The organism is Streptomyces sp. YIM 121038 (assembly GCF_006088715.1).
In the GTDB taxonomy this organism is placed as follows: domain Bacteria; phylum Actinomycetota; class Actinomycetes; order Streptomycetales; family Streptomycetaceae; genus Streptomyces.
Genome location: NZ_CP030771.1, coordinates 5432977 through 5456094, shown reverse-complemented (window position 1 = coordinate 5456094; position 23118 = coordinate 5432977). Strand labels below are relative to the sequence as shown.

Annotated in this window: 23 protein-coding genes; 7 read left to right on the top strand and 16 right to left on the bottom strand. The window is 73.0% G+C overall.

The features are described from left to right. Window positions 1-71 precede the first annotated feature (71 nt). Window positions 72-563 (top strand): inorganic diphosphatase, encoded by a 492-nt coding sequence (locus C9F11_RS23265; RefSeq protein WP_138966881.1) that lies wholly within the window; start codon window positions 72-74, stop codon window positions 561-563. Window positions 564-746: 183 nt separating this feature from the next. Next, the gene (locus tag C9F11_RS23260) at window positions 747-2405 is read left to right on the top strand and encodes a threonine/serine exporter family protein (protein ID WP_138961094.1); all 1659 of its coding nucleotides are present in this window, start codon (window positions 747-749) and stop codon (window positions 2403-2405) included. 14 nt (window positions 2406-2419) lie between these two features. Here the strand turns inward: C9F11_RS23260 and C9F11_RS23255 are convergent, their stop codons facing one another. Then, on the bottom strand, window positions 2420-3643 hold the full coding sequence (locus C9F11_RS23255; protein WP_138961093.1) for a VTT domain-containing protein: 1224 nt from the start codon (window positions 3641-3643) through the stop codon (window positions 2420-2422). A gap of 176 nt (window positions 3644-3819) precedes the next feature. Continuing rightward, window positions 3820-4587, bottom strand: coding sequence for a MerR family transcriptional regulator (locus C9F11_RS23250; protein ID WP_138961092.1), 768 nt, complete (start codon window positions 4585-4587; stop codon window positions 3820-3822). Window positions 4588-4754: 167 nt separating this feature from the next. On the opposite strand from C9F11_RS23250, the gene C9F11_RS23245 reads away from it, so the two are divergent. Then, a complete protein-coding gene (locus C9F11_RS23245) occupies window positions 4755-6167 on the top strand; it encodes a glutamate decarboxylase (protein ID WP_138961091.1) in 1413 nt (470 codons plus the stop codon). A 237-nt stretch (window positions 6168-6404) separates the two neighbouring features. Here the strand turns inward: C9F11_RS23245 and C9F11_RS23240 are convergent, their stop codons facing one another. From C9F11_RS23240 to C9F11_RS23215, 6 genes are all read right to left on the bottom strand, one after another. After that, the gene (locus C9F11_RS23240) at window positions 6405-7244 is read right to left on the bottom strand and encodes an ABC transporter permease (protein WP_138961090.1); all 840 of its coding nucleotides are present in this window, start codon (window positions 7242-7244) and stop codon (window positions 6405-6407) included. Continuing rightward, a complete protein-coding gene (locus C9F11_RS23235; RefSeq protein WP_138961089.1) occupies window positions 7241-8203 on the bottom strand; it encodes an ATP-binding cassette domain-containing protein in 963 nt (320 codons plus the stop codon). The genes C9F11_RS23240 and C9F11_RS23235 overlap by 4 nt, the downstream gene beginning before the upstream one ends. Window positions 8204-8399: 196 nt before the next feature. Then, window positions 8400-9047, bottom strand: a complete 648-nt coding sequence (locus C9F11_RS23230; protein WP_138961088.1) for a PadR family transcriptional regulator — start codon at window positions 9045-9047, stop codon at window positions 8400-8402. Between the two features lie 67 nt (window positions 9048-9114). Beyond that, window positions 9115-9663, bottom strand: coding sequence for a DinB family protein (locus C9F11_RS23225; protein ID WP_138961087.1), 549 nt, complete (start codon window positions 9661-9663; stop codon window positions 9115-9117). A 149-nt stretch (window positions 9664-9812) separates the two neighbouring features. Next, on the bottom strand, window positions 9813-11270 hold the full coding sequence (locus tag C9F11_RS23220) for an aldehyde dehydrogenase family protein (RefSeq protein ID WP_138961086.1): 1458 nt from the start codon (window positions 11268-11270) through the stop codon (window positions 9813-9815). 61 nt (window positions 11271-11331) lie between these two features. After that, window positions 11332-12243, bottom strand: a complete 912-nt coding sequence (locus C9F11_RS23215; RefSeq protein WP_138961085.1) for a helix-turn-helix transcriptional regulator — start codon at window positions 12241-12243, stop codon at window positions 11332-11334. 316 nt (window positions 12244-12559) lie between these two features. Here C9F11_RS23215 and C9F11_RS23210 point away from each other — a divergent pair, with 316 nt between their 5' ends. Continuing rightward, on the top strand, window positions 12560-13075 hold the full coding sequence (locus C9F11_RS23210; protein ID WP_138961084.1) for an ATP-binding protein: 516 nt from the start codon (window positions 12560-12562) through the stop codon (window positions 13073-13075). 202 nt (window positions 13076-13277) lie between these two features. On the opposite strand, the gene C9F11_RS23205 is transcribed toward C9F11_RS23210, so the two are convergent. The 5 genes from C9F11_RS23205 to rpmG form a co-directional block, all read right to left on the bottom strand. Beyond that, window positions 13278-13517 (bottom strand): DUF397 domain-containing protein, encoded by a 240-nt coding sequence (locus tag C9F11_RS23205; RefSeq protein WP_171075823.1) that lies wholly within the window; start codon window positions 13515-13517, stop codon window positions 13278-13280. A 342-nt stretch (window positions 13518-13859) separates the two neighbouring features. Continuing rightward, entirely contained in the window at window positions 13860-14195 is a 336-nt protein-coding gene (locus C9F11_RS23200; RefSeq protein WP_138961082.1) for a metalloregulator ArsR/SmtB family transcription factor, read from the bottom strand. Window positions 14196-14391: 196 nt separating this feature from the next. Next, window positions 14392-15534: a GTP-binding protein gene (locus C9F11_RS23195; protein WP_138961081.1), complete on the bottom strand. Its 1143-nt coding sequence runs from the start codon at window positions 15532-15534 to the stop codon at window positions 14392-14394. Next, window positions 15534-15821, bottom strand: coding sequence for a type B 50S ribosomal protein L31 (locus C9F11_RS23190; protein ID WP_138961080.1), 288 nt, complete (start codon window positions 15819-15821; stop codon window positions 15534-15536). The genes C9F11_RS23195 and C9F11_RS23190 overlap by 1 nt, the downstream gene beginning before the upstream one ends. Before the next feature lie 5 nt (window positions 15822-15826). Then, window positions 15827-15991: a 50S ribosomal protein L33 gene (rpmG, locus tag C9F11_RS23185; protein WP_030361075.1), complete on the bottom strand. Its 165-nt coding sequence runs from the start codon at window positions 15989-15991 to the stop codon at window positions 15827-15829. 72 nt (window positions 15992-16063) lie between these two features. Here rpmG and rpmB point away from each other — a divergent pair, with 72 nt between their 5' ends. Both rpmB and rpsN read left to right on the top strand, forming a co-directional pair. Then, window positions 16064-16300: a 50S ribosomal protein L28 gene (gene rpmB / locus C9F11_RS23180; RefSeq protein WP_138961079.1), complete on the top strand. Its 237-nt coding sequence runs from the start codon at window positions 16064-16066 to the stop codon at window positions 16298-16300. After that, entirely contained in the window at window positions 16300-16605 is a 306-nt protein-coding gene (gene rpsN / locus C9F11_RS23175) for a 30S ribosomal protein S14 (protein WP_138961078.1), read from the top strand. The genes rpmB and rpsN overlap by 1 nt, the downstream gene beginning before the upstream one ends. Window positions 16606-16739: 134 nt before the next feature. Here rpsN and C9F11_RS23170 read toward each other — a convergent pair whose 3' ends face one another. The 3 genes from C9F11_RS23170 to C9F11_RS23160 all read right to left on the bottom strand — a co-directional run bounded on the left by C9F11_RS23170 (window position 16740) and on the right by C9F11_RS23160 (window position 20704). After that, window positions 16740-18872, bottom strand: coding sequence for an FUSC family protein (locus C9F11_RS23170; RefSeq protein WP_138961077.1), 2133 nt, complete (start codon window positions 18870-18872; stop codon window positions 16740-16742). Window positions 18873-19068: 196 nt separating this feature from the next. Further along, a complete protein-coding gene (locus C9F11_RS23165) occupies window positions 19069-19446 on the bottom strand; it encodes a MerR family transcriptional regulator (protein ID WP_138961076.1) in 378 nt (125 codons plus the stop codon). A gap of 1 nt (window position 19447) precedes the next feature. Further along, window positions 19448-20704, bottom strand: coding sequence for a DUF2786 domain-containing protein (locus C9F11_RS23160; protein ID WP_138961075.1), 1257 nt, complete (start codon window positions 20702-20704; stop codon window positions 19448-19450). A gap of 84 nt (window positions 20705-20788) precedes the next feature. Between C9F11_RS23160 and C9F11_RS23155 the strand changes: the two genes are divergently transcribed. Further along, the gene (locus C9F11_RS23155; protein ID WP_138961074.1) at window positions 20789-22981 is read left to right on the top strand and encodes an FtsX-like permease family protein; all 2193 of its coding nucleotides are present in this window, start codon (window positions 20789-20791) and stop codon (window positions 22979-22981) included. The last annotated feature ends 137 nt before the right edge of the window (window positions 22982-23118 follow it).

The following is a 23118-nucleotide window of genomic DNA, read 5'->3' as shown; positions in this document are numbered from 1 at the left end:
TTCGCGATCACACATCTGCGTGAGGGACACTTAACCACCCGAAGTATGTGCTGATCATGGAGGAGCCACCCGTGGAGTTCGACGTCACCATCGAGATTCCGAAGGGTTCGCGGAACAAGTACGAGGTCGACCACGAGACCGGCCGCATCCGCCTGGACCGTCGACTCTTCACGTCCACCAGCTACCCGGCGGACTACGGCTTCGTCGAGAACACCCTGGGCGAGGACGGCGACCCGCTGGACGCCCTGGTGATCCTGGACGAGCCGACCTTCCCCGGTTGCCTCATCAAGTGCCGCGCGATCGGCATGTTCCGGATGACCGACGAGGCGGGCGGCGACGACAAGCTGCTGTGCGTTCCTGCCTCCGACCCGCGCGTCGAGCACCTGCGCGACATCCACCACGTGTCCGAGTTCGACCGCCTGGAGATCCAGCACTTCTTCGAGGTCTACAAGGACCTGGAGCCGGGCAAGTCCGTCGAGGGCGCCGACTGGGTCGGCCGCGCCGACGCCGAGGCCGAGATCGAGGCCTCGTACAAGCGCTTCCAGAGCAACGGCGGCCACTGAGCCTCACGTACACCGACGGGCCGTGCGACCCCTCCTGGGGTCGCACGGCCCGTTTGTGTGCCCGGACGCATACTGAGACGAGCGAAAACGGCAATGATCAATTGAGGAACCCCCACGGCGGGTGACGACGTCCGCGAGAGCGGCGCGCCGGTTCAGGCGCATGGAAGGGAGCGAGGGGAAGCGGTGGCTGACCCGGAGGACGAGGACCGCAAGCCGCAGTCGGACGAGGCGCGCAGCGCCTTCGCCCCGGTGGGCGGGGTCGAGCAGACGGCGGCGCCGGAGGAGGATCATCCGTCCTCGGAGTTCACGATCCCCACGGGGCTGAGAATCCCCGTCGCGCCCGAGGACAAGGAGTCCTCGGCCTTCACCACGCCGCAGGCGTACGACGGACGGCAGACGCCGCCCGCCTTCACGCCGCCGGGCGGTGTGCCGGTGGTCCGGCTCACCAAGGAGGCGCCCTGGCAGGACCGGATGCGCACGATGCTGCGCACCCCGGTCGCCGAGCGCCCGGCCCCCGAGGCCACGCAGCGGCACGAGGACGAGTCCGGGCCCGCCGTGCCGCGCGTGCTCGACCTGACGCTGCGCATCGGGGAGCTGCTGCTGGCGGGCGGCGAGGGCGCCGAGGACGTGGAGGCGGCGATGTTCGCCGTCACGCGCGCGTACGGCCTGGACCGCTGCGAGCCGAACGTGACGTTCACGCTCATCGCCATCTCGCACCAGCCCTCGCTCGTCGACGACCCCGTCACGGCGTCGCGTACGGTACGCCGCCGGGGCACCGACTACACGCGGCTGCAGGCCGTCTTCCGGCTCGTCGACGACATCAGCTCCGAAGAGGTCGACGTCTCCCCGGAGGAGGCCTACCGGCGCCTCGCCGAGATCCGGCGCAACCGCCACCCCTACCCGGGGTGGGCCCTGACGGCGGCGGGCGGGGTGCTCGCGGGCGCCGCGTCCGTGCTCGTGGGCGGCGGGGTCGTGGTGTTCGTCGCGGCGGCGATCGGCGCGATGCTGGGCGACCGCCTTGCGTGGCTGTGCGCCGGGCGCGGGCTTCCGGAGTTCTACCAGTTCGTGGTGGCGGCGATGCCGCCCGCCGCGATGGGCGTGGCGATCAGCCTCCTCGACCTGCCGGACGTACGGGCCTCCGCGGTGATCACCGGTGGTCTGTTCGCGCTGATCCCGGGGCGGGCGCTGGTCGCGGGCGTGCAGGACGGCCTGACCGGCTACTACATCACCGCCGCGGCCCGGCTCCTGGAGGTCGGGTATCTGATCGTCGGGATCGTCTGCGGCGTCCTGCTCGTGCTCTATCTGGGCGTGCAGCTGGACGCGGGGCTCAACCCGGAGACGTCGATCCACTCCACCGACCGGCCGCTGGTCCAGATCCTCGCGTCCATGGCGCTGAGCTGCGCCTTCGCGATCCTGCTCCAGCAGGAACGATCCACCGTGCTGCTCGTGACGCTGAACGGCGGCGTGGCCTGGGTCGTGTTCGGCGCGCTCGCCCGCGCCGGGGACATCTCTCCGGTGGCGGCGACGGCCGTCGCGGCGGGTCTGGTGGGCCTGTTCGGGCAGTTGCTCTCGCGCTACCGGTTCGCGTCCGCGCTGCCGTTCGTGACGGCGGCGATCGGTCCGCTGCTGCCCGGTAGCGCCACGTACTTCGGGCTTCTGGAGATCGCCCGCAACAACCTCAACCCGGGACTCGCCTCGCTGTCCAAGGCGGCGGCGCTCGCCCTCGCCATCGCGATAGGGGTGAACCTGGGCGGGGAGCTGTCGCGGCTCTTCCTCAAGGGACCGCGGCCGCCGCAGGAGGCGCAGGGGCGCCGCGCGGCCAAGCGGACGCGCGGCTTCTAGTCCGTCCTGCCCGGTCAGTACCGGGGGTGGCCCTGCTGGGGCTCTTCGGGGTGCTGCGGCTGCCGACCCGGGTACTGGCCCTGCTGGTGCTGCTGGTGCTGCTGGTGCTGCTGGTGCTGCTGGCCCTGCTGCGGGGCCTGCTGGTGGGGGTAGGGCTGCTGGGCCTGGTACTGCTGGCCGTCCGCGGGGGCGGCGTACTGGCCGCCGTGCTGGCCCTCGTACTGGCCCTCGTGCTGGTTGCCGTACTGGTTGCCGTACTGGTTGTCGTAGGGGTACGGCTGCTGGGGCTGGTACTGCTGCTGGCCCTCGTACGGAGCGGCGTACTGCTGGTGGTCTCCCTGGCCGCCGTACTGCTGGTGCTGGGGCTGCTGGTCGGGGTGCTGGTACTGCTGCTGGTACTGGCCGCCGGGGTACTGCGGCTGCTGGGCCTGGTACTGGGACTGGTCGGGGTACTGGCCCGGGTACTGCTGCTGGTGCTGGTGCTCCTGGTGCTGCTGGCCCGGGTACTGCGGCTGCTGCGGCTGGTACTGGCGCGCGGCCTCGGGGGTGCTCGCGGCGGTGTCGTCCTGGGCCGCCGGGGAGGCCGGGGCCGCCGCCGGGGCCTGGGCGGCCGCCTTCTTCTTCTGCGAACGGGCCCGCAGGAACTCGATGATGATCGGGACCACCGAGATGAGGACGATCAGGATCAGGATCGCCTCGATGTTCTTGTGCACGAACTCGTGCTTGCCCAGCCACGCGCCGAGCAGCGTGACCCCCGCGCCCCACAGGATGCCGCCGATGACGTTGAACGTGATGAACGAGCGGTAGCGCATGCCGCTGACGCCCGCGATGATCGGCGTGAACGTGCGCACGATCGGCACGAAGCGGGCCAGGACCAGGGACTTCGGGCCGTGCTTTTCGAAGAACTCGTGGGCCTTGACCACGTTCTCCTGTTTGAAGAGCTTGGAGTCCGGGCGGTTGAACAGGGACGGGCCGACCTTCTTGCCGAAGAGATAGCCCGCCTGGTCACCGGCGATCGCGGCGATGCAGATCAGGATGCAGGCCAGCCACAGCGGAGTGTCCAGCTTGCCCGTCGTGATCAGCAGGCCCGTGGTGAACAGGAGCGAGTCGCCCGGCAGGAAGAAGCCGATGAGCAGCCCCGACTCGGCGAACACGATGAGGAGCAGGCCCCACAGACCGAACTGGTTCAGCAGGTAGTCCGGATCCAACCAGGTTGGTCCGAGCGCAAGCGTCTGCACGGTTCCGGGCTCCTGTGGGTGTGAGGCGTATGGAGGAGGGGGTGCGGGGCGGGCCGTGCGTAGTGATGGCTTCGGCCACGCCGCTCAAAGCTATCAACGCGGGCCGGGAGCGACAGGTTCCACCGCTCGAATCCCGCTGGGCGCACGGCCCGCACCCTCCTCGGCCCCCGCGCCCCTCAGGAGCGCTGTCCGTGCCGCTCCGTGTTCGCCGCGATCGCGTCGCGCAGGTAGATCGCGAGACCCGGCCGGATCGCCTCGTACGTGGCCGTGAAGCGCGGGTCGTCCACGTACATGGCGCCCAGGCACGCGTGCATCTCGTGCGAGCAGTCGTAGTAGCTGTCGCTGATCAGCAGCCGGTGGGCCTCGGCCGCGTCCATGGCCTCCGTGGACGCGGCGGGGGTGCCGGCGCCGAGCAGGTCCGCCATGCGCGCGTGCAGGGCGTCCATGCCGTCGTTGATCCGCTTCCAGTCCTCCTTCGTGTACGCGGCCGTGCGGCGGCGCGACTCGGCGTACGCCTCCGTGGCGCCCCAGCGCTGCTGGACCTCGTCCTCGTACTGGTCGGGATCGAAGTCTCCGAAGACCTCGAACTTCTCCTCGGGCGTGAGGTTGATCCCCATGCGTCTCGCCTCCATGGCGGTCTCGACAGCGGCGGCCATCTCCTGGAGCTTGGTGATGCGCTCGGTGAGCAGCCCGTGCTGGCGCCGCAGCTGTTCCTGCGGGTCGGCGTCGGGGTCGTCGAGCAGCGCGGCGACCTCGTCCAGGGGGAAGCCCAGCTCGCGGTAGAACCGGATCTGCTGGAGCCGGTCGAGGTCGGCGTCGCTGTAGCGCCGGTGGCCCGCGTGGCTGCGCCCTCCGGGCACGAGGAGGCCGATCTCGTCGTAGTGGTGCAGGGTGCGCACCGTGACCTTGGCGACGGCCGCCACCTGTCCGACGGAGTAGCTCACCGCTGTCTCCTTTCCTTCTGACACCGACCAGCCTGGGTCCTCACGTCGCGTGAGGTGCAAGCCCAGGATGCCTCCGGATGTTGCGCCCGTTCTGTCCGCTTACAGTGACCGCAAGGGCCGGGGTGGGCGTGGAGGGGCCCGGAAGCCGACCTCCGGGAGGCACCGCCATGTCGCTGCACCGTGGCGCCGACGAGGGCGACGCGCGCCCGCTGTCCGTGAACCCGTTCTTCGGCGAGGCGAACCCCGTGGGGGGCATGACCGAGGCCCCGCCCAAGCACCGCCTCCCCCAGGACCCGCTGCCGCCCTCCACGGCGTACCAGCTGGTCCACGACGAGCTGATGCTCGACGGCAACTCGCGGCTCAACCTCGCCACCTTCGTCACCACCTGGATGGAGCCGCAGGCCAGCGTGCTCATGGCGGAGTGCCGGGACAAGAACATGATCGACAAGGACGAGTACCCGCGCACCGCCGAGCTGGAGCGGCGCTGCGTGGCGATGCTCGCCGACCTGTGGAACGCGCCGGACCCGGCCGCCGCCGTGGGCTGTTCGACGACCGGGTCCAGCGAGGCGTGCATGCTCGCGGGCATGGCGCTCAAGCGGCGCTGGACGCGGCGCAACGCCGACCGGTACCCGTCCCGGGAGGCCCGGCCCAACCTCGTCATGGGCGTGAACGTGCAGGTGTGCTGGGAGAAGTTCTGCACCTTCTGGGAGGTGGAGGCGCGGCAGGTCCCCATGGAGGGCGACCGCTACCACCTCTCCCCCGAGGCCGCGGCCGCGCTCTGCGACGAGAACACGATCGGGGTCGTCGCCGTCATGGGCTCCACGTTCGACGGCTCGTACGAGCCCGTGGCGGACGTCTGCGCGGCCCTCGACGCGCTTCAGGAACGCACCGGGCTCGACGTCCCCGTGCACGTGGACGGGGCCTCCGGGGCGATGGTCGCGCCCTTCCTCGACGAGGACCTGGTGTGGGACTTCCGGCTGCCGCGCGTGGCGTCGATCAACACCTCCGGGCACAAGTACGGGCTCGTCTACCCCGGGGTCGGCTGGGCGCTGTGGCGCACGCCCGCGGAGCTGCCGGAGGAGCTGGTCTTCCGCGTGAACTACCTGGGCGGTGACATGCCGACCTTCGCGCTGAACTTCTCCCGGCCCGGGGCGCAGGTCGTCGCGCAGTACTACACGTTCCTGCGGCTCGGGCGTGCCGGGTACCGGGCGGTGCAGCAGGCCTCGCGGGACGTGGCCCGGGGGCTCGCCGGAAGGATCGAGGGCCTCGGGGACTTCCGGCTCCTCACGCGCGGGGACGAGCTGCCGGTGTTCGCCTTCACGACCTCGGACGACGTGCGCGCGTACGACGTCTTCGACGTGGCCCGGCGGTTGCGGGAGCGGGGGTGGCTGGTGCCCGCCTACACCTTTCCCGCGCACCGGGAGGATCTGGCGGTGCTGCGGGTGGTGTGCCGCAACGGGTTCTCCGCGGACCTGGCGGGGCTGTTCCTGGAGGACCTGGGGCGTTTGCTGCCGGAGCTGCGCCGCCAGCCCGGGCCGCTGACGCGGGACCGGAGGGGGGCCACGGGGTTCCACCACTGAGGCGGGCCCTCGCGGGGGCGCCCCAGGCCCGCCCCTTCCCGAACATGGGGGCTCCGCCCCCTTGGACCCCCGTATCGGCGCTCCGCGCCTCGTCCTCAAACGCCGGACGGGCTGGAACTGTCGCCGGTCGAGGCAGGGTTTTCAGCCTCTCCGGCGTTTGAGGAGCGGGGGTCTGGGGGCGGAGCCCCCAGGAATCGGGAAGGGGCGGGTCAGGGGCGCCCCCGCGAGGGCACGCGATCAGCGGCTCAGCGCTCCGAAGCGGCGTACCGCCAGGGGGAGGAACACCGCCACCAGGGCCAGTGGGGAGAGGAACGCCAGGAGTTCGGCGTGGGTGGTGGCCCAGGAGGGGGCGGTGGCGGCGGGGGTGTTGCCGAACAGGTCACGGACCGCCGTGGCGGTCGCCGACATCGGGTTCCACTCCACCGCCGCGCCCAGCCAGTCCGGCATGGACCCCGGCACGGTGAACGCGTTGGAGAAGAACCCCACCGGCCAGACCAGGATCTGCACCGCCACCACCAGCTCCGGCCTGCCCGCGACCATCGCCAGGTAGATGCCGAGCCACAGCATCGCGAACCGCAGCAGGAGCAGCAGCCCCACCGCGCCCGCCGCCCCGCCGAGGGACCCGTGCCAGCGCCAGCCGATCGCGAGGCCGACGCCCATCATGACGAGCAGGGAGGCGAAGGACTGGAGCATGTCCGCGACGGAACGGCCCACCAGGACCGCGCCGTTGGTCATCGGCATGGAGCGGAAGCGGTCCACCACGCCCTTGTTGAGGTCTCCGGTGACCGCGACCATCGTGGCGTCCAGGCCGAACACCATGGTCAGCGCGAACATGCCGGGGACGAGGAACTCGACGTAGTCCCCTTCGACGCCCTTCCCGCCGCCGATCAGGTAGTTGAACATCAGCAGCAGCATGACCGGGAAGGCCAGCCCGACGACGACCTGCACGGGCTGGCGCGCCCAGTGGGCGAGCTCGCGCCGGGTCATGGTCCAGGAGTCGGCGACGGCCCAGCCGACGGCCGTGCCCGCGCCCAGCCGCGCGCCCGTGCTCGTGCTCGTGCTCGTGCTCGTGCTCATACGGTCTCCTTCGCGCGGTCGTCGGCCTCGGAGCGCCCCGTCAGGCGCAGGAACACCTCGTCCAGGGTCGGCCTGCGCACCGCGATGTCCTCCGCCTCGATGCCCGCCTCCTGGAGCGCCCGTACGACCCGTGTCAGGGCCTCCATGCGGTCCGCGACGGGCGCGCTGGCCAGGCGGCGGTCGGCGTCGACCGTGACGTCCCCCGGGTCGCCGGGGAGCAGCCGGGCAGCGCGCACCAGCTGGGCGCCGTCGCGGACGACGACGTCGATGCGGTCGCCGCCCAGGCGCGCCTTCAGCTCGTCCGCCGTGCCCTCGGCGATCACCGTGCCGCTGTCGATCAGGGAGATGCGGTCGGCGAGCTGGTCGGCCTCCTCCAGGTACTGGGTCGTCAGGAGCACCGTCGTGCCGCCGCCCACCAGGGAGCGCACCGCGTCCCAGACCTCCGCGCGGCCGCGCGGGTCCAGGCCCGTCGTCGGCTCGTCGAGGAACAGCACCTCCGGCTCGGTGATCAGCGACGCCGCGAGGTCGAGGCGGCGCCGCATGCCGCCGCTGTACCGCTTGACCGCCTTGCCGCCCGTGCCGTCGAGGCCGAAGCGGACGAGGAGTTCGTCGGCCCGCACGCCCGCGCGCCGCACCCCCAGGTGGTGGAGCCGCCCGAACATCTCCAGGTTCTGCCGGCCGCTCAGCTCCTCGTCGAGCGCCGCGTGCTGGCCGAGCAGGCCGATGCGGCGGCGCACCTCCCCGGCCTCGCGCCGCGCGTCGCACCCGGCGATCTCCACGCGGCCCTCGTCGGCCGTGAGCAGCGTGGACATGATGCGCACCGCCGTGGTCTTGCCCGCGCCGTTGGGGCCGAGCACGCCGTGCACCGTGCCGCGCCCCGCCACCAGGTCGAGCCCGTCCAGGGCCCGCTTCTCGCCGTACCGCTTCCGTACGCCGTCCAGGACGATCGCGTCCGTCATCCGACTCCTTCCGGGCTCAGCTCGCTCGACCTAGTCAAGTTTGACTAGGTCGAGGCAGAGGAAACTACCCCCCTGGAGTCGGTTTAGTCAAACTTGATTACTCGGTCGAGAGGGAGGGCATTACGGGCCGGTACAGGCCGCTGCGGGCCGCTGCGGTTCAGTCCGGGCCGCTCCGGGCCACTCCAGGCCGCTCCCGCTAGCGGCGGTCTCCGGGGTGCTTCTCCCCCGTCGCGAACGGGTTCTCCTCACCCTCCGCGAGCACTCCGACGAACGGCTCGCCCTCGCCCGCGAAGGCGTACGCGCCGTTCTCGATCCGCTCGATGAGGCCCTTGGTCCACTCCGCGCCCGCGTCGGCCGAGTGGACCCAGAGGTTCATGATCTCGCCGATGTGGCCGAGCTGCCCGGGGCCGTCCTCGGGCGTGTAGTACTCCGTGACGCCGTGGCGCCAGTCCTCGATGGCGCGCACCCGCTCCTTGAGGAGCGAGACGACCTCCTCGCGCGGCAGGAAGACCATGAAGCCGACGGCCGCCGAGAGCACGTCGGACTTCTGGTCGTGCGCGACGGCGGTCAGAGCCTCGCGGAGAAGGGCCAGGAACTCCTCGGTGCCCTTCTCCGTGATCTCGTACTCGGTGCGGGGCGGGCCGCCCGCCGTGGACGGCGCGGTCTCGTGCTCGTGCAGCAGTCCCTGCTTGGTCAGCTGCCGCAGCGCGTGGTAGATCGACCCGGGCTTGGCGTTGGACCACTCGTGGGCACCCCAGTACTCCAGGTCGTTGCGCACCTGGTAGCCGTGCGCCCGTCCGTGCTGGCGGACCGCCCCGAGGACGAGCATCCGGATCGCCGACATTCACCGCACCCTTCGGCTTGCAGTCATCAACTTTGACTAGGGTACGGCCCGAGAGGCCCATGACGTCTCAGCCCCAGGACTGGCCCGACTCCAGCGCCACCAGCTCGAAGGCGGTCTTGCCGTCCAGGCTCTCGCGGATGATGTCCGCGTGGCCCGCGTGACGGCCGATCTCCTCGACGAGGTGCAGCAGCAGCCAGCGCATCGACACCGCGCCGTCCTCGGGGAACCACGGCGCCTCGGGCAGCGGGAAGGTGTCGTTCAGGCTCGGCACGGACCGGATGAACTCCTCGGTCTCCGCGGCCACTTCGGCCCAGAAGGCGAGGGTGCCGGCCAGCGTCTCGCCCTCGACGAGCCGGAAGCTCTCGCCCCAGGTCTCCTGGGTCCGCTGGCGCTCGTTGGGCTTCTGCTGGGCCATGCGCAGCCAGTTCAGCTCGGTCTCGGCGACGTGCTTGACCAGGCCTCCGAGGGTCAGCTCACTGGCGCTCGGGCGGCTGGCCGCCTGCGTGTCGTCCAGGCCGAGCACCGAGCGGCGCAGACCGCCGCGCTGGGCCTCGACGAAGGCCAGGAGTGCGCCGCGCTCGTCGCCGTGGGCTTCCGCGTTGACGTGAGTGGGCATGGGGTCCGCCTCTCCCGAAGGGTGCTCGCCGGGCTTTCCGACACCTCATACGCTACGGACCCTTGCGGACAACTTCTGTCCTCAAGGGTCCGCGAGCTTCAGGTGTCGGAACGCGCCCCGCAGAGCGGCGGGAGACGCCGGAACGCGCCTCAGAAGGGGAAGCGCGAGCGGCCGTGCTGGACCGAGATCCACTTCAGCGCGGTGAAGGCCTCGACGGTCGACTCGCCGTTCAGGCGCCCGACGCCCGAGTGCTTCTCGCCGCCGAACGGCACGATCGGCTCGTCGTGGACGGTGCCGTCGTTGATGTGGATCATGCCGGTGCGGATGCGCTGGGCGATGCGGACGCCGCGCTCGGTGTCGCCGGTGTGGATCGCGCCGCTCAGGCCGTACGGCGTCTCGTTGGCGATGCGGACGGCCTCCTCCTCGCCGTCGAACGGCAGGATGATCGCGACCGGGCCGAAGACCTCCTGGCGCAGCACCGGGGAGTCGTCGGGGAGGTCCGTGAGGACGGAGGGGGACACGAGGTTGCCGTCGGTGGTGCCGTGCAGCAGGGCCGTGGCGCCCGCCTGGACGGTCTGCGCGACCAGCGAGGAAACGCCTTCCGCCTGCGAGGAGTTGATGAGCGGACCGATGTGCGTCGACGGGTCCGCGGGGTCGCCGACCTTCAGGGTCTTGACCTTGGCGACGAACTTCTCGGTGAACTCGTCCCGCAGCGAGCGGTCCACCAGGATGCGGTTCGCGGCCATGCACACCTGCCCCTGGTGCACGAAGCGGCTGAACACGGCGGCGTCCACCGCGTAGTCGACGTCCGCGTCGTCCAGGACGACCAGCGCGCTGTTGCCGCCCAGTTCGAGGATGCAGCGCTTGAAGGTCTGGGCGCAGACCGTGGCGACGTGGCGGCCCACGGCGTCCGAGCCGGTGAAGGAGATGACGCCGGGCACCGGGTGTTCGAGCAGGGCGTCGCCGATCTCGGCGATGTCCGTGATCACCACGTTCAGGACGCCCGGCGGGAGCCCGGCCTCCTCGAAGATCTTGGCGACGAGGCTGCCGCCGAGCACCGGCGCGTTCTGGTGCGGCTTGAGGACGACGGCGTTGCCGAGCGCGATGGCCGGGGCGACCGACTTCAGCGAGAGCAGGAAGGGGAAGTTGAAGGGGCTGATGACGCCGACGACGCCGACCGGGACGCGGTAGAGGCGGTTCTCCTTGGTGTCGTCCGGCGAGGGGAGTATCCGGCCCTGCGGGGCGAGCGCCAGGTGCACCGCCTCGCGCAGGAACTCCTTGGCCAGGTGCAGCTCGAAGCCCGCCTTGACGAGGGTGCCGCCGAGTTCGGCGACGATCGCCTCGGTGATCTCGGCCTCGCGCTCCTCGACTATGCGCAGGGCGCGCTCGAAGACCGTGCGGCGTGTGTAGGGGTTGGTCGCGCCCCAGGACTCCTGCGCGCGCTGGGCGGCGCGGTAGGCCTGGTCGATCTCGTCGGCCGTGGCGACCGTGATCGACGCGAGCTTCTCCCCGTCGTACGGGTTGAAGTCGATGATGTCCCAGGAACCTGAGCCGGCCTTCCACTCACCGTCGATGTACTGGTGAGCCAGATCGGTGAAGAAGGACATGAGTCGGGACCCCTTGCCGCGGATGAGCAGACACCTGATTTCCAGTCATACTACTGACGATTCAGGTCAGTTGGAGTAGACCACGGAGAAGGTCGCGGCTGTCGGCCGGATTCGGACAGTCCTCCTGGAGCTCGGCCATCGCCCGCTCGTACTGGGCCACTTCCTCCCGCTTGTCCAGATAGAGGGCGCCGGTCAGCTGCTCCAGATAGACGACGTCCGAGAGATCGGACTCCGGGAAGCTCAACATCGTGAACGCGCCGCTCTCGCCCGCGTGGCCGCCGAAGGTGAAGGGCATGACCTGCAGCGTCACGTTCGGCCGCTCGGAGATGTCGATCAGGTGCTGGATCTGACCGCGCATCACTTCCCGGTCGCCGTACGGCCGCCGCAGCGCGGCCTCGTCGAGGACGCACTTGAACTGCGGTGCGCGCTCGGACACGAGGAGCTTCTGCCGCTCAAGACGCAGGGCCACCCTGCGGTCGACGTCGGCCTGGCTCACCTTGGCCGGGCGCCCGGTGCGTCCCGGGCCTGCGGCCTTGCCCGCGGCGACCTTCATGCCGCGCTCGACGACGGCGTGGGCGTACGCCTCCGTCTGCAACAGACCGTTGATGAACTGGACTTCGTAGACGCGGATGAGGGACGCGGCGCCCTCCAGGCCGATATATGTCTGGAACCAGCCCGGCAGGACGTCGGAGTAACTGTGCCACCAGCCGGTCAGGTTGGCCTCCTTGGCGAGCGAGAGGAGCGCGGAGCGCTCGGCCTCGTCGATGACGCCGTAGAGCGTGAGGAGGTCTTCCACGTCCCTGGACTTGAAGCTCACCCTGCCCAACTCCATGCGGCTGATCTTCGATTCGGACGCGCGGATCGAGTAACCGGCCGCTTCGCGGGTGATGCCGCGTGCCTCCCTCAGGCGCCTCAGTTGCGAGCCCAGCAGGATGCGCCGTACCACCGAGCCGCTCGACTCCCCAGCGGTCACTTCGCTCAGTCCTCCCCAAGGTGTTGAGACTCGCAGTCTGCCATTAAACGCTTCGGGCGGTACTCGTTCGGTTACGGAAAGGGAAAGCGTAAGGCAGGTCTCCGCAAGAAACCGTAGGAAGAAATAGGCAAGAAGCGACCTAGGAGCGGTCAAGTCCGGCGCGTGCACGTGCATCTGCCCTTGCATCTGCTGTACGCATTCGGAACCATGGTCGGCGCGCCACTTCTGTGCCGCTGCTCCACCGACCAGCTGTACCGACCGCGCCACCGTTCGATCGCTTTGTACCGCGAGCCGCGAAAACCGGGGAGTGCCTCGCATGGGGACGAATGGATCAACCATGCTCGAGCCATTACGGCAGGGCCTTCCTCCGCTCGACCCCTCCGCGGTCTCCAGCGCCGCCTCCTGCGCCCTCCCCGCCCGCTACGAAGCCGTGGGCAGCGCACGCCAGTTCACCCGGAAGACGCTCGCGTCGTGGGAGCTCGACGACCGCTTCGACGACATCGCGCTCGTCGTCTCCGAACTCGTCACCAACGCCCTGAGACACGCGCTTCCCGGTGACCGGACGCACGCCGAGGTGCACTGCGTCGTCGGCGAGGACTCGCCGGTGCGGCTGCACATGATGCGGTGGACCTCACGCCTGGTGTGCGCGGTACGGGATCCCAGCGACGACGGTCCGGTCGCGCGCGAGGCCGGTGACGCCATCGACGACTTCGCGTCGGAGTCGGGCCGCGGGCTCTTCCTGGTGGACTCGTTCAGCGACGGCTGGGGCTGGCACCCGCTCGCCGGCGCGCTGAGCGGCAAGGTGGTGTGGGCGCTGTTCCAGCTCGCCTGACGGCCCGGCCCCGCCGTGGGCCGGGCGGCCCGTCGGCCGGCCGGAACAGCCCTGCCCCCCGTTTCCCGCGGGTGTTCACTCCCCGCGTCCCCGTGAACGATCGCCTTCCGTCGCGGTTTCCCCCACGGACGATCGTTTCTGCCGGCCCTGCTTGCCTTGCTCCCGCTTGCGCGCTCCTCGTCGACCCGTCGGATCGAAGTGGTCAGCCGCCGAGCAGATGGTCGAACTCGCCGTCCTTCATGCCGAGCAGCATGGCCTCGATCTCGGCGCGCGTGTAGACGAGCGCGGGCCCGTCCGGAAAGCGCGAGTTGCGGACGGCGACGTCGCCGCCCGGCAGCTTCGCGAACTCCACGCAGGAACCCTGCGAGTTGCTGTGCCTGCTCTTCTGCCAGACCACCCCGTGAAGATCCGTGGCCGCCATGCCGTTGAACACGTGGTGCACAGGTCGCTCCCCGGTGGTGCCGTGGCTGTTGTTGTAGCCGTCAACTGTCCCGGATCATAGCTGTGTTCATGTGCCGATGCATGGGCAGATGCACGTGCACGCGGCGTGGTGAGCTGGTTACAGCTCCCTCGCCACCACGTCGAACCCCGCATGACATGCGAACGCCAGCCCCCGTCCATGATCTTCCGCGCCCCCTTCCGCGCGGGGTTGGCCGAATCCGATGACCTCGTACATGAGGAACAGACGCGCGCGGAGGCCTTCTGGTGGCAGGTGAATTTTCCGGCGGCGCGCGGCGGGCGGCGGTACGGCTGCTCCGGCGGCGCGCGGCCGGGCGCGGTGCGACTACTCCGGGGCCCCAGTCGTGCGCTCGCACGTGCGTTGACACGTGCGTTCGTGCCAGAGGCGTTCGTACGGTCCCAGCCAGTCGCGCACCTCGGCGAGGCGGAACGCCTCGATCCGGTAGATGCGCTGGCGGCCCGCGCGCTCCCCGGAGACGAGACCGGCCTCCCGCAGCACCTTCAGGTGCTCCGAGAGGCTGGGCCTGCGCATGTCGAAGTGCGAAGCGAGGGCCTGTACGGGCTGCGGGCCCCGGTCGCGCAGCAGGCGCAGGACCTCGCGGCGGGTGCCGTTGGCCAGCGCGGCGAACAGCCGGTCCTCGCGTTCGCCGGTGCTGACCATGGTGGGCGCCGCCTCTCCTCGACCTCGGGGCCCGCGGGTCTGCCCGGTGGCAGGGGGGCCGTCCGGGGGGACGAACAAGATCCGCCCCGGGGTTCCCGGTGGGGGCGGGGCCCTGGCCGGGCGGAAGCGCGGGCGCTGCACGTGCGCCCCCCTGGTGGCTTCGGGCGCCCCGCGGGACGATCGCCCACAGCGCGTTCTAGATCTCCAAGAAGGCGTCGAACGCCGGGGGCAGGGACTTCCAGGCCGTGCGGCCCGCCGCGTACTCCTCGTCCGTGAGGAGGCAGGACTCCAGGACGTGGGTGAGGGCGTCGCGGTCGAGGCCCGGCGAGGTGAACACGAGGTGCTGGCAGCAGTCGCCGTGCTCCGGGTGCCAGTCGAGCGCGGCGGCCGCGCGGCGCACCGGCGGGACCAGGTCCCAGGCGGCGTCCGGCAGGGACGCCAGCCACGGCCCCGCGCTCTCGACGCACAGCGCGCCGCCCGCCGCGTCCCAGGCGAGCAGCGTGTCCGGCCGGTCCGCGAGCCAGAACCGGCCCCGGCTGCGGGCGGCCGCGCAGGTGAGGTCCTCCAGGGCCGCGTACAGGCGCTCGGGGTGGAAGGGCCTGCGGCGGTGCCACACGAGCGTGGCGACGCCGCTGTCGTCGGCCTCGGCGGGCAGCAGCGCGCACGCCGGGTGCTGCGCGGCGGCGGCCGCCTCCACGTCGAAGCCCGCGAGCGCGGCGCCCGCCAGGTCGCCGTGGCCGATGGGCACCTGGCGGGCCGTCGGGTGGAGCTGGGCGAGGAGCGCGCGGTCCTCGGCGTCGGCGCCCGCCGCGTCCAGGACGGCGAGGACCGGCGGGTACTCCAGCTGGCGCGCCCAGGTGTCGGCGACGGTGCGCCGGTCGCCGGGGGCCGCGGCGAGCCCCGCGTCCGCCAGGTCGTCGCCGTTGGCGAGGCAGGGCAGGAGCAGGGCCGGGTCGACGGCCGTGATGACGCCGCTCAGGCGCAGCGCCCGCGAGCCGTACCCGGCGATGACCTCGGCCATCGCCTTCGGTTCGACGGAGTCCCACAGCTCGACGACCGCGAGCCGGGTGCGCCCGTCCGCGGCGAGCCGCTCCAGCTCCGGTACGAGGTCCTCGCGCAGGGCGCAGCAGGCGCAGTCGTTGACGAGGGGCGTCTCGCCGGTGGAGAGGACGCCGGTGGCGTCGCGCACGGTCCGTACGACCCGGCCGGTGGTGGCGGTGGAGAGGTCGTGGTGCAGGGCCACGCTGTCGGGGACGGTGGCCAGGAGCCGCGCCACGGCCGCGGCCCGGGCCTGCGCGTGCAGGCCCCCGACGAGGGCGACGGCCATGGTGGCGGTCATCAACGGTCCCCGGTGTCAGGGGTGCCGGGCGCCGGGGACGGGCGGGCGGCCCCGTAGCGCCGCTCGAAGCGTTCCACGCGGCCCGCCGTGTCGAGGACGCGCTGCTGGCCGGTGTAGAAGGGGTGGCTCGCGGAGGAGACCTCGACGTCGATGACGGGGTAGGTGCGGCCGTCCTCCCAGTCGACCGTCTTGTCGCTGGTGGCCGTCGAGCGGGTGAGGAAGGCGAAGCCCGCGGCCTTGTCGCGGAAGACGACGGGCCCGTACGGGGGGTGGATTCCGGGTCGCACGCGGATCAGCGCTCCTCTCGGAAGTCGACGTGGCGGCCTGCCACGGGGTCGTACTTGCGCAGGGTCAGGCGGTCGGGGTCGTTACGGCGGTTCTTGCGGGTCACGTACGTGTAGCCAGTGCCGGCGGTGGACCGGAGCTTGATGACGGGGCGGAGTTCGTTGCGAGCCATGAGGGCTAGTATATGAAAATGGTTCCCGTTTCCAAATGGCCGGGACCGCGACCGAACGAGAGGTGCGTCACCTTGTCCGCCCACTGCCAGCTGACCGGCGCGAAGCCCGGCTTCGGCAAGAACGTCTCCCACTCCCACCGGCGCACGTCGCGCCGCTTCGACCCGAACGTCCAGAGCAAGCGCTACTGGCTGCCGAGCGAGAGCCGGTACGTGCGCCTGCGGCTCAGCGCCAGGGGCATCAAGACCGTCGACGTGATCGGCGTCGAGGCCGCCGTCGCCAGGATCCGGGCGCGCGGGGTGAAGGTCTGATGGCCAAGAAGAGCAAGGTCGCGAAGAACGAGGAGCGGCGCGCGGTCGTCGCCCGGTACGCCGCGCGGCGGGCCGAGTTGAAGGAGCTGCTGCGCAGCCCGTCCACGCCGGACGCCGAACGGCTCGCGGCCCGGCGGGAACTGGCGCGCCAGCCGCGCGACGCCAGCGCCACGCGCGTCCGCAACCGCGACAGCGTGGACGGGCGGCCGCGCGGGTACGTGCGGGCGTTCGGGCTCTCCCGGGTGCGGCTGCGGGAGCAGGCGCACGCCGGATTCCTGCCCGGCGTGCGCAAGTCCTCCTGGTAGCCCGGCCGCCAAGCGCTTCGCTGGAATTGCCCCGATAGGCCGTCGACCGCCTGCGGGACCGTCGTGGCTGATCGCGCAGTTCCCCGCGCCCCTTCGGGGCGCTGCCGAACCGCACCACACTTGCACAAGACCGCTCAGCGCCCGCCGCCGCTGTCCGTACCGTCCACCAGCATCGGCGGGGGCGCGGTGTCCAGGGCGTCGGAGAGGTCGTCGAGGGCCTGGAGGAGCAGGCCCGCGCCGCGGCGCACGACGCGGTCCGGGACGCCCTCGCCGTCCCAGGCGTCCAGGGCCTCGCGCACCGGGCCCCAGTCGGGGACGCGGCGCTCGCGCACGGCCCGCGCGCCCTGGGCGGTCGCGGTGCGCAGGGCGTCGGCGAAGCGGGCGGCGGCCGGGACCGGGGGCGCGCCGCGCTCCGGCAGGTGCGCCTCCATCAGCATGGCGACGCGGCCGATCTGCACCAGGGCCAGCTCGGCGTCCTGGGCGGCGGCGCGGGACAGGCCGCGGTGGCGCACGGGCTCCCGCTGGGCGCGCTCGGCCGCCTCCTGCCAGGCGACGCGGGCGTCGCGGGCGGCGAGCAGGGCCTCGCGGACGTCCGGGCAGGACTTGCCCGCGGGTTCGGCGTAGTGGCCGACGACGGCGGCGGCGTACCGGCCGTCCGCCGCCAGCCAGTCCGCGAGGCGGGTGCGCAGGCGCGGGGTCTCCCAGGCCGGGTAGCAGGCGTACGCGAGCATCGCGAGGGCGCCGCCGAGCAGCGTCAGGAAGACGCGCTCCGGGACCGTCTGCGTCCACTCCTCGCCGCCCATGCCGAGCAGGAACACCACGTACGCGGCGACGCAGGCCTGGGCGGCGAACTGGCCCGTGCGCATCAGCAGGTACATGAGTCCCGCGGACGCGACGGCGAGGACGGCGGAGAGGCGGACGCCGGGGTGGGTGAGCTGGACCAGGCCGGTGGCCAGGGCCACGCCGACGAGGGTGCCCGCGAAGCGGGCGACGGCGCGGGAGTACGTCTGGGAGAAGTCCGGGCGCATCACCATGACCGAGGCCATGGGGGCCCAGTAGGCGTGGCCCAGGGGGAGGTGGGTGCCCAGCGCGTAGCCGACGGCGGTGACCGTGGTGACGCGGAGGGCGTGGCGGGTGACGGGGGAGTCGCGCTTGCGCAGTTCCGTGCGCATGGCCCTGGCCGCCGCGGGGGCCAGGGCGGCCAGGCCCGGGCGGAGGAGGTTCTTGGCGGTCGCCCTGGTGTCACGGCCGCCCGGCGCCTCGGGCACGGCGGCAGCGCCCGCGCGGCCGCCCGCCACTTCCACCACGTCCTTGAGCAGGGCTCCCAGACGGGTCGCCGCCCGGTGGGGCGGGCCCTGGAGGATGGCGCCCGTGTCGGGGGTCCGGAAGGCGGCGACGGCCGGGGCCGGGAGGCGGACGGGGGTGCCGTGGCGGATGGCTCGGGCGGCGGCGTCGAGGATGTCGGCCGCGGCGGCGAGGAGTTCCCGGGCGCGGGCCCGTTCGGGGCCCTCCTCGGGGACGCCCATCGCCGGGTCGGCGAGCGAGGCGAGCACCGGTCGGATGCGTTCGGCGAGGCCACGGGCGCCGTGGAGCTCGGCGGGGCGGGTGCGGGCCTGGCGCGGAGTGATCGTCGCGGCGTCGCGGGCCGCCATCAGCGGGACCGGGTCGAAGGGGGCCGCCGGGTCGTGGCGCAGGCGGCGGGCGTAGTCGGCCTCCGCGGCCAGGGCGTCGGCCAGGGCGTCGCGGTGGGCGCCCCAGCGGCGTACGGGGAAGACGACCACCAGGGCCGCCTGGACGAGGCCGCCGACGACCATCATCGCCGCGTGGCCCGCGGCCGCCGCGATCGAGGTGGGGAGGGTGATGGTCACCAGCATGATCGCGACGTTGGACGTGGCGATGAGGCCGATCGTGGGGCCCGCGGCCCAGCTCAGGCCCGCGAGGAAGGTCCACAGGGCGAGCAGGGCGAGGAACAGCGGCTGGTGGGAGCCCGTCACGTAGCCGAGGAAGGTGGAGACGGCGAGGCTCGTGCCGGAGGCGATGGCGAGCTCGGGGCGCGGGCGCCAGCTGCGCTGGAAGGTGGCGATGGCCGCCTGGTACGCGCCGAACGCGGAGCTGGCGGCGACGGCGGGGCCGAAGAGGGTGAGGCTCGCGCCGATGACGAGGGCGAGGCCGGTGGCTCCGCGGAGGGCCACGAGGGGTTCCAGGCGGCGGCGCTCCACGGACAGGCCCGTGTGGGCGGTCTGTCTCAGGGCTCGCCACCAGGTCACTCCGTGATGGTACGCAGGGGTTTGGGGGTTTTGGGGGTGGGCTCGGGAAGGGGGCGCTGTGGTGCGGGTCAAGGCGGGAAGCAGGTGGCGGCGGCGCTCCGCCCCTGTGCCCGCCCGTTCCGCCCCCTGGGCGGACCAGCCGCCCACAGGGCGGGGGGCGGCCACAGGGCGGGGCGGCCCCGGGGCGGGGATGGGGTCAGGCCGGCTGTTCGGCCCGGGTTTGGGTTACCGCTGCCAGGTATTCCGCGATCGCGTCCCGGTTGCGGGTCAGGCATTCGACGCGTTCCGTCATGCGGTCGCGTTCGTGCTCCAGGGTGGCGAGCATCTCCGGCGTCGCGTCGGGGAAGTGGATGATCCGGGGCTTGTTCAGGCAGGGCAGGATCTGCTTGATGATGCGGGTGGGCAGCCCGGCCTCCAGGAGGCCGCGGATCTGCAGGACGCGGTCGACGTAGAACTCGTCGTAGTCGCGGTAGCCGTTGGGGGTCCGATCGGCGACGATCAGGCCCTGTTCCTCGTAGTAGCGCAGCAGTCGGCGGGACGTGTCGGTGCGTTCCGCCAGTTCTCCGATGCGCATGTCAGTCCCTCTCGTCCGCAGGGGTGTCCGGAAGCCTCACACGTGCGTGAAGGTTAGCGCCCGCCGCCGCGGCCGCGCCCTCGGCCCAGCCCGCGCCGTCGTGCACGCCCCGTACGCGGGTCGTGGTGGTCTCGGGGAACATCCGCTCCGTGCGGTCGGTGACGGAGACGTCCCGGGCCGCGAGCACCGGGAGCAGCGCGCCGTCCCCGGCCTCGTGCGTGACGGGCGCGGCCGCGGCCTCCAGGCGGGCGCCGACGCGGTGGGCGTACGCCATCCAGAAGGCCTGGCGGAAGGTCTTGGTGCGGTTGCGGCCGCCCGCGCGCTGGCCCGCCTCGGCGGTGGTCATGGCCGCCGTGCCCTGGACCAGGAGGGAGGCGTACAGCAACGCGACGACGTCCAGGTCGGGTTCGAAGCCGACGACGGTGGAGAAGGCGAAGGCCTCGTTCCACACGGCGCGGCAGCGGTTCGCGGTGGCGACGGCGTCGAGGAGGATCGCCTTCGCGGTCTCGTACGGGGCGTCGACGCCGACGCGGCAGGCGCCGGGCGTGCCGGTGGCGTGCGTGCGCGCGGCGAGCAGCGCCTCGTCGACGCTGTACCGGGCCGTCAGCTCCTGCGCCTTCGCGGTCAGGGCCTCGGCCTCCTCCGGGTACGTGGTGGCCTCGGCCTTGGCGAGCAGGGCGCGGATCCGGGTCAGGGCGCGCGGCTCGCCGTGCGCGGGCGGGGCGGCGAGCGGGCCGCGGGCGCCCGGGGGCGGGCCGACCGGCTCGATGGCGGGCAGGCGCAGGAGGAGGCGGTAGAGGGTGAGCAGGGCGGTGGCGCGCGTGAAGCGGTCCGGGGCGCGCCACGGGGCGAGCGCGTCGAGGTCGGCGAGCTGGCCCGGCCAGCGGGCGGGCAGCTCCTCGGGGGCGTAGCGGCGGTTCTCGGCGCGGATCAGCTCGGCGGCGAGGCGTACGTGGTCCTCGTCGAGGTCGCGGCGCACGAGCCGGACGACGTCGGCGGGCTGCCAGCCGCGCTCCCAGGCGCGGCGGACGAACTCCTCGCCTCGGCGGGCCACTTCGGCGTCGGCGGAGGGGGCGGCGGCGAGCAGGGAGGCGGCGGTGTCGAGGGCGTCGTCGACGTGGCGCGCGGCGGCGGGGCCACGGCCGCGCCGCCCCCGGCGGCCGCGTCCGTCCGTGCCGTCGTCGGGCCCGGTGGTTCCGTAAGGGGGCGTGTGCGCGTACAGGGCCGCCGCGAACGCCTTGTCGATCACCGAGTCCATACCCCTAAGGGTAGGTCTGGCCCTACCTCCGATCCGCCCGCCAGGGGGCGTGAGGCGGGAGGCCGGGGGCGGTTCGCTTGGGGCATGATCTTTGCTTCGCTCCGTGCTCGCTGGGCCGGGTTCCTCGGGGCCTTCGTCGCCGTCGCCCTCGGGGTGGCCCTGACCGCCGCGATGGGGGTGGGGCTCGCCGCGAGCGCGGGGGGCGCGGAGCGGGAGCCGCGGCGGTTCGCGGGGTCGCCCGTGGTCGTGGCGGGGCGGGACACGCTGAGCGTGCCGGTGCGGCGGGGGCCGCGGACCGAGCGCGTCGACCAGCGGCTCACTCATCCACACCCTGTGGACAGGGAACTGCTCGCGGACCTGCGGCGGCTCGGCCCGGTGCGGGTCAGCGGCGGGCCGGACGCCGTCGGCGTGAGCGCGCCGGTCGGCGCGGTGCGGGCCGCCGTCGCCGCGTCCCGCACCGGGGCCCGGGTGCTCACCGGCGCGGACCGCGCCCGCGTCGACCCGGGCGCGGAGCGGGACGGGCGGGCGCTGGTGGCCGTGAACGCGTTCCTCGGCACGGCGGGCGGCGTCGCCGTGTTCGTCTCGGCGTTCGTGACCGCGTCCACGTGCGCGTTCGTGGTGGCGCTGCGCCGCCGTGAGCTGGGGCTGCTGCGGGCGGCCGGGGCGAGCCGGGGCCAGGTGCGGCGCTGGCTGCTCGGCGAGGCCCTGGTGGTCGGGGCCCTGGCCGCCGCCACCGGCTGCGGGCTCGGGGCCTGGGGCGCCCCGCACCTCGCGCGGGCCCTGGTGGACGCGGAGGTCGCACCGCCGTGGTTCGCGGTGACCGAAGGCCCGCGCTGGACCTGGTGGCCGTACCAACTCGCCTTCTGGACCGGGCTGCTCGTCGCTCTGGCGGGGTCCTGGAGCGCGGCGCGGCGCGCGGCCCGGGTCAGCCCCGTGGAGGCGCTGCGCGAGGCGTCGCTCGACACCGTGGTGCTGCCGCCGGGCCGCCGCGCCGCGGGCGCCGCGCTGCTCACGGGGGCGCTCGGGCTGCTCCTGTGGACGCTGTGGTCGGACCCCGCGGACCTGCTCAAGCGCAAGACGTACACCACCTTGCCGATGCTCCTCGCCACGGCGGTCGCCGCGCTCGCGCCGCTGCTCGTACGGCGCGTCGTGGCCCTCTTCCCCTGTCCCGCCGCCGCGCGGAGCGGGCGGGTCCGCCGGGCGGCCGCCCTCGCCCGGATCGTCCGCGCCAACTGCGGTGCAGGGGTGCGCCGCACGGCCGCCGTCGCCGCGCCCGTCCTCGTCACGGTCGCGCTGGCGGGCTGTCTGTTCGGCTCGGCGGGGACGGTCGGCGCGGCGAAGGCGGCGGAGGCCCGGCAGCGCACCGCCGCCGACCTCGTCGTCACCGGTGCGGGGCTGCGGCCCGTGGGCCCGGTCGCGGGCGCCGTCGTCGCGGCGTCCGCCGCCACCGCCGTGTTCGTGCCCGAGGACGACGGCTCGGCGGTGGTCAGGGCCGGGGCGCGGGCGGTGGCCGACCCGGCGGCGTTCGCGGCGGTGTCCCGGCTGCCGGTGGTGGCGGGCGACGTGCGCGACCTCGACGACCGTTCGATCGTCGTCGACGAGGAGTGGCAGCGGCACCGCGTCGGCGAGCGGGTGCCGGTGTGGCTCGGCGACGGGCGGCGGGCCCGGCTGCGGATCGTGGCGGTCCTCGCGCGCGGCACCGGCGACAACGGCGCGTACGTGACCGCCGCGAACGCGGCGGCCGCCCCCGTGGACCGCCTCGACGTCCGGCTCGGGGCCGGGGCCGACCGCGCCGCCGTGGCACGGGCGCTGCGCGCGAGCGGCGGCGAGGTGCGGCCGGTCGACGACTGGCTCGCCGCCACGTACCCGGGGATGCGGCGCCAGACCCGGCTCGGGCTGCTCGTGCTGCTCGGGCTCTGCCTCACGTACGCGGCGATCTCCCTGGTCTCCACGCTGCTGATGACCGCGCCGGTACGTGCCCCCGAGCTGCGGTCCCTGCGCCTGGCGGGGGCGACGCCCGTCCAGCTGCGGCTCGTCGCGGCCGGGGAGGCGGCGCTCGCGGTGGCGGTGGGCACGGTGCTCGGCCTGGCGGTGACCGCCGTCGGCCTGGGCGGCCTCGCGCTGGCCCTCGCGCGCCTTTCGGTGCCGGGCCCCGGGCCCCTGGGGGTGGTGGTTCCCTGGTCGGCGATGGGCTGGTGCGCGGGGGTGTGCGGGGTGGTGGCCGTGGTGACGGGGGTGGCGGGGGCGTGGCGGGTGACCCGGGCCCCGGACGGCTGAATCGCCGCGGGGCACCTGCCCACAGCGGGCGGACGGCGGCTGCCCGCAGTGGAAAGGCCCGAACGCCGGGCGGGCCGCTGCCCACGGCCCGAGCCGGAGGATTTCAGCCCTTCCGGTGTTCGAGGACGGGGCGCGGA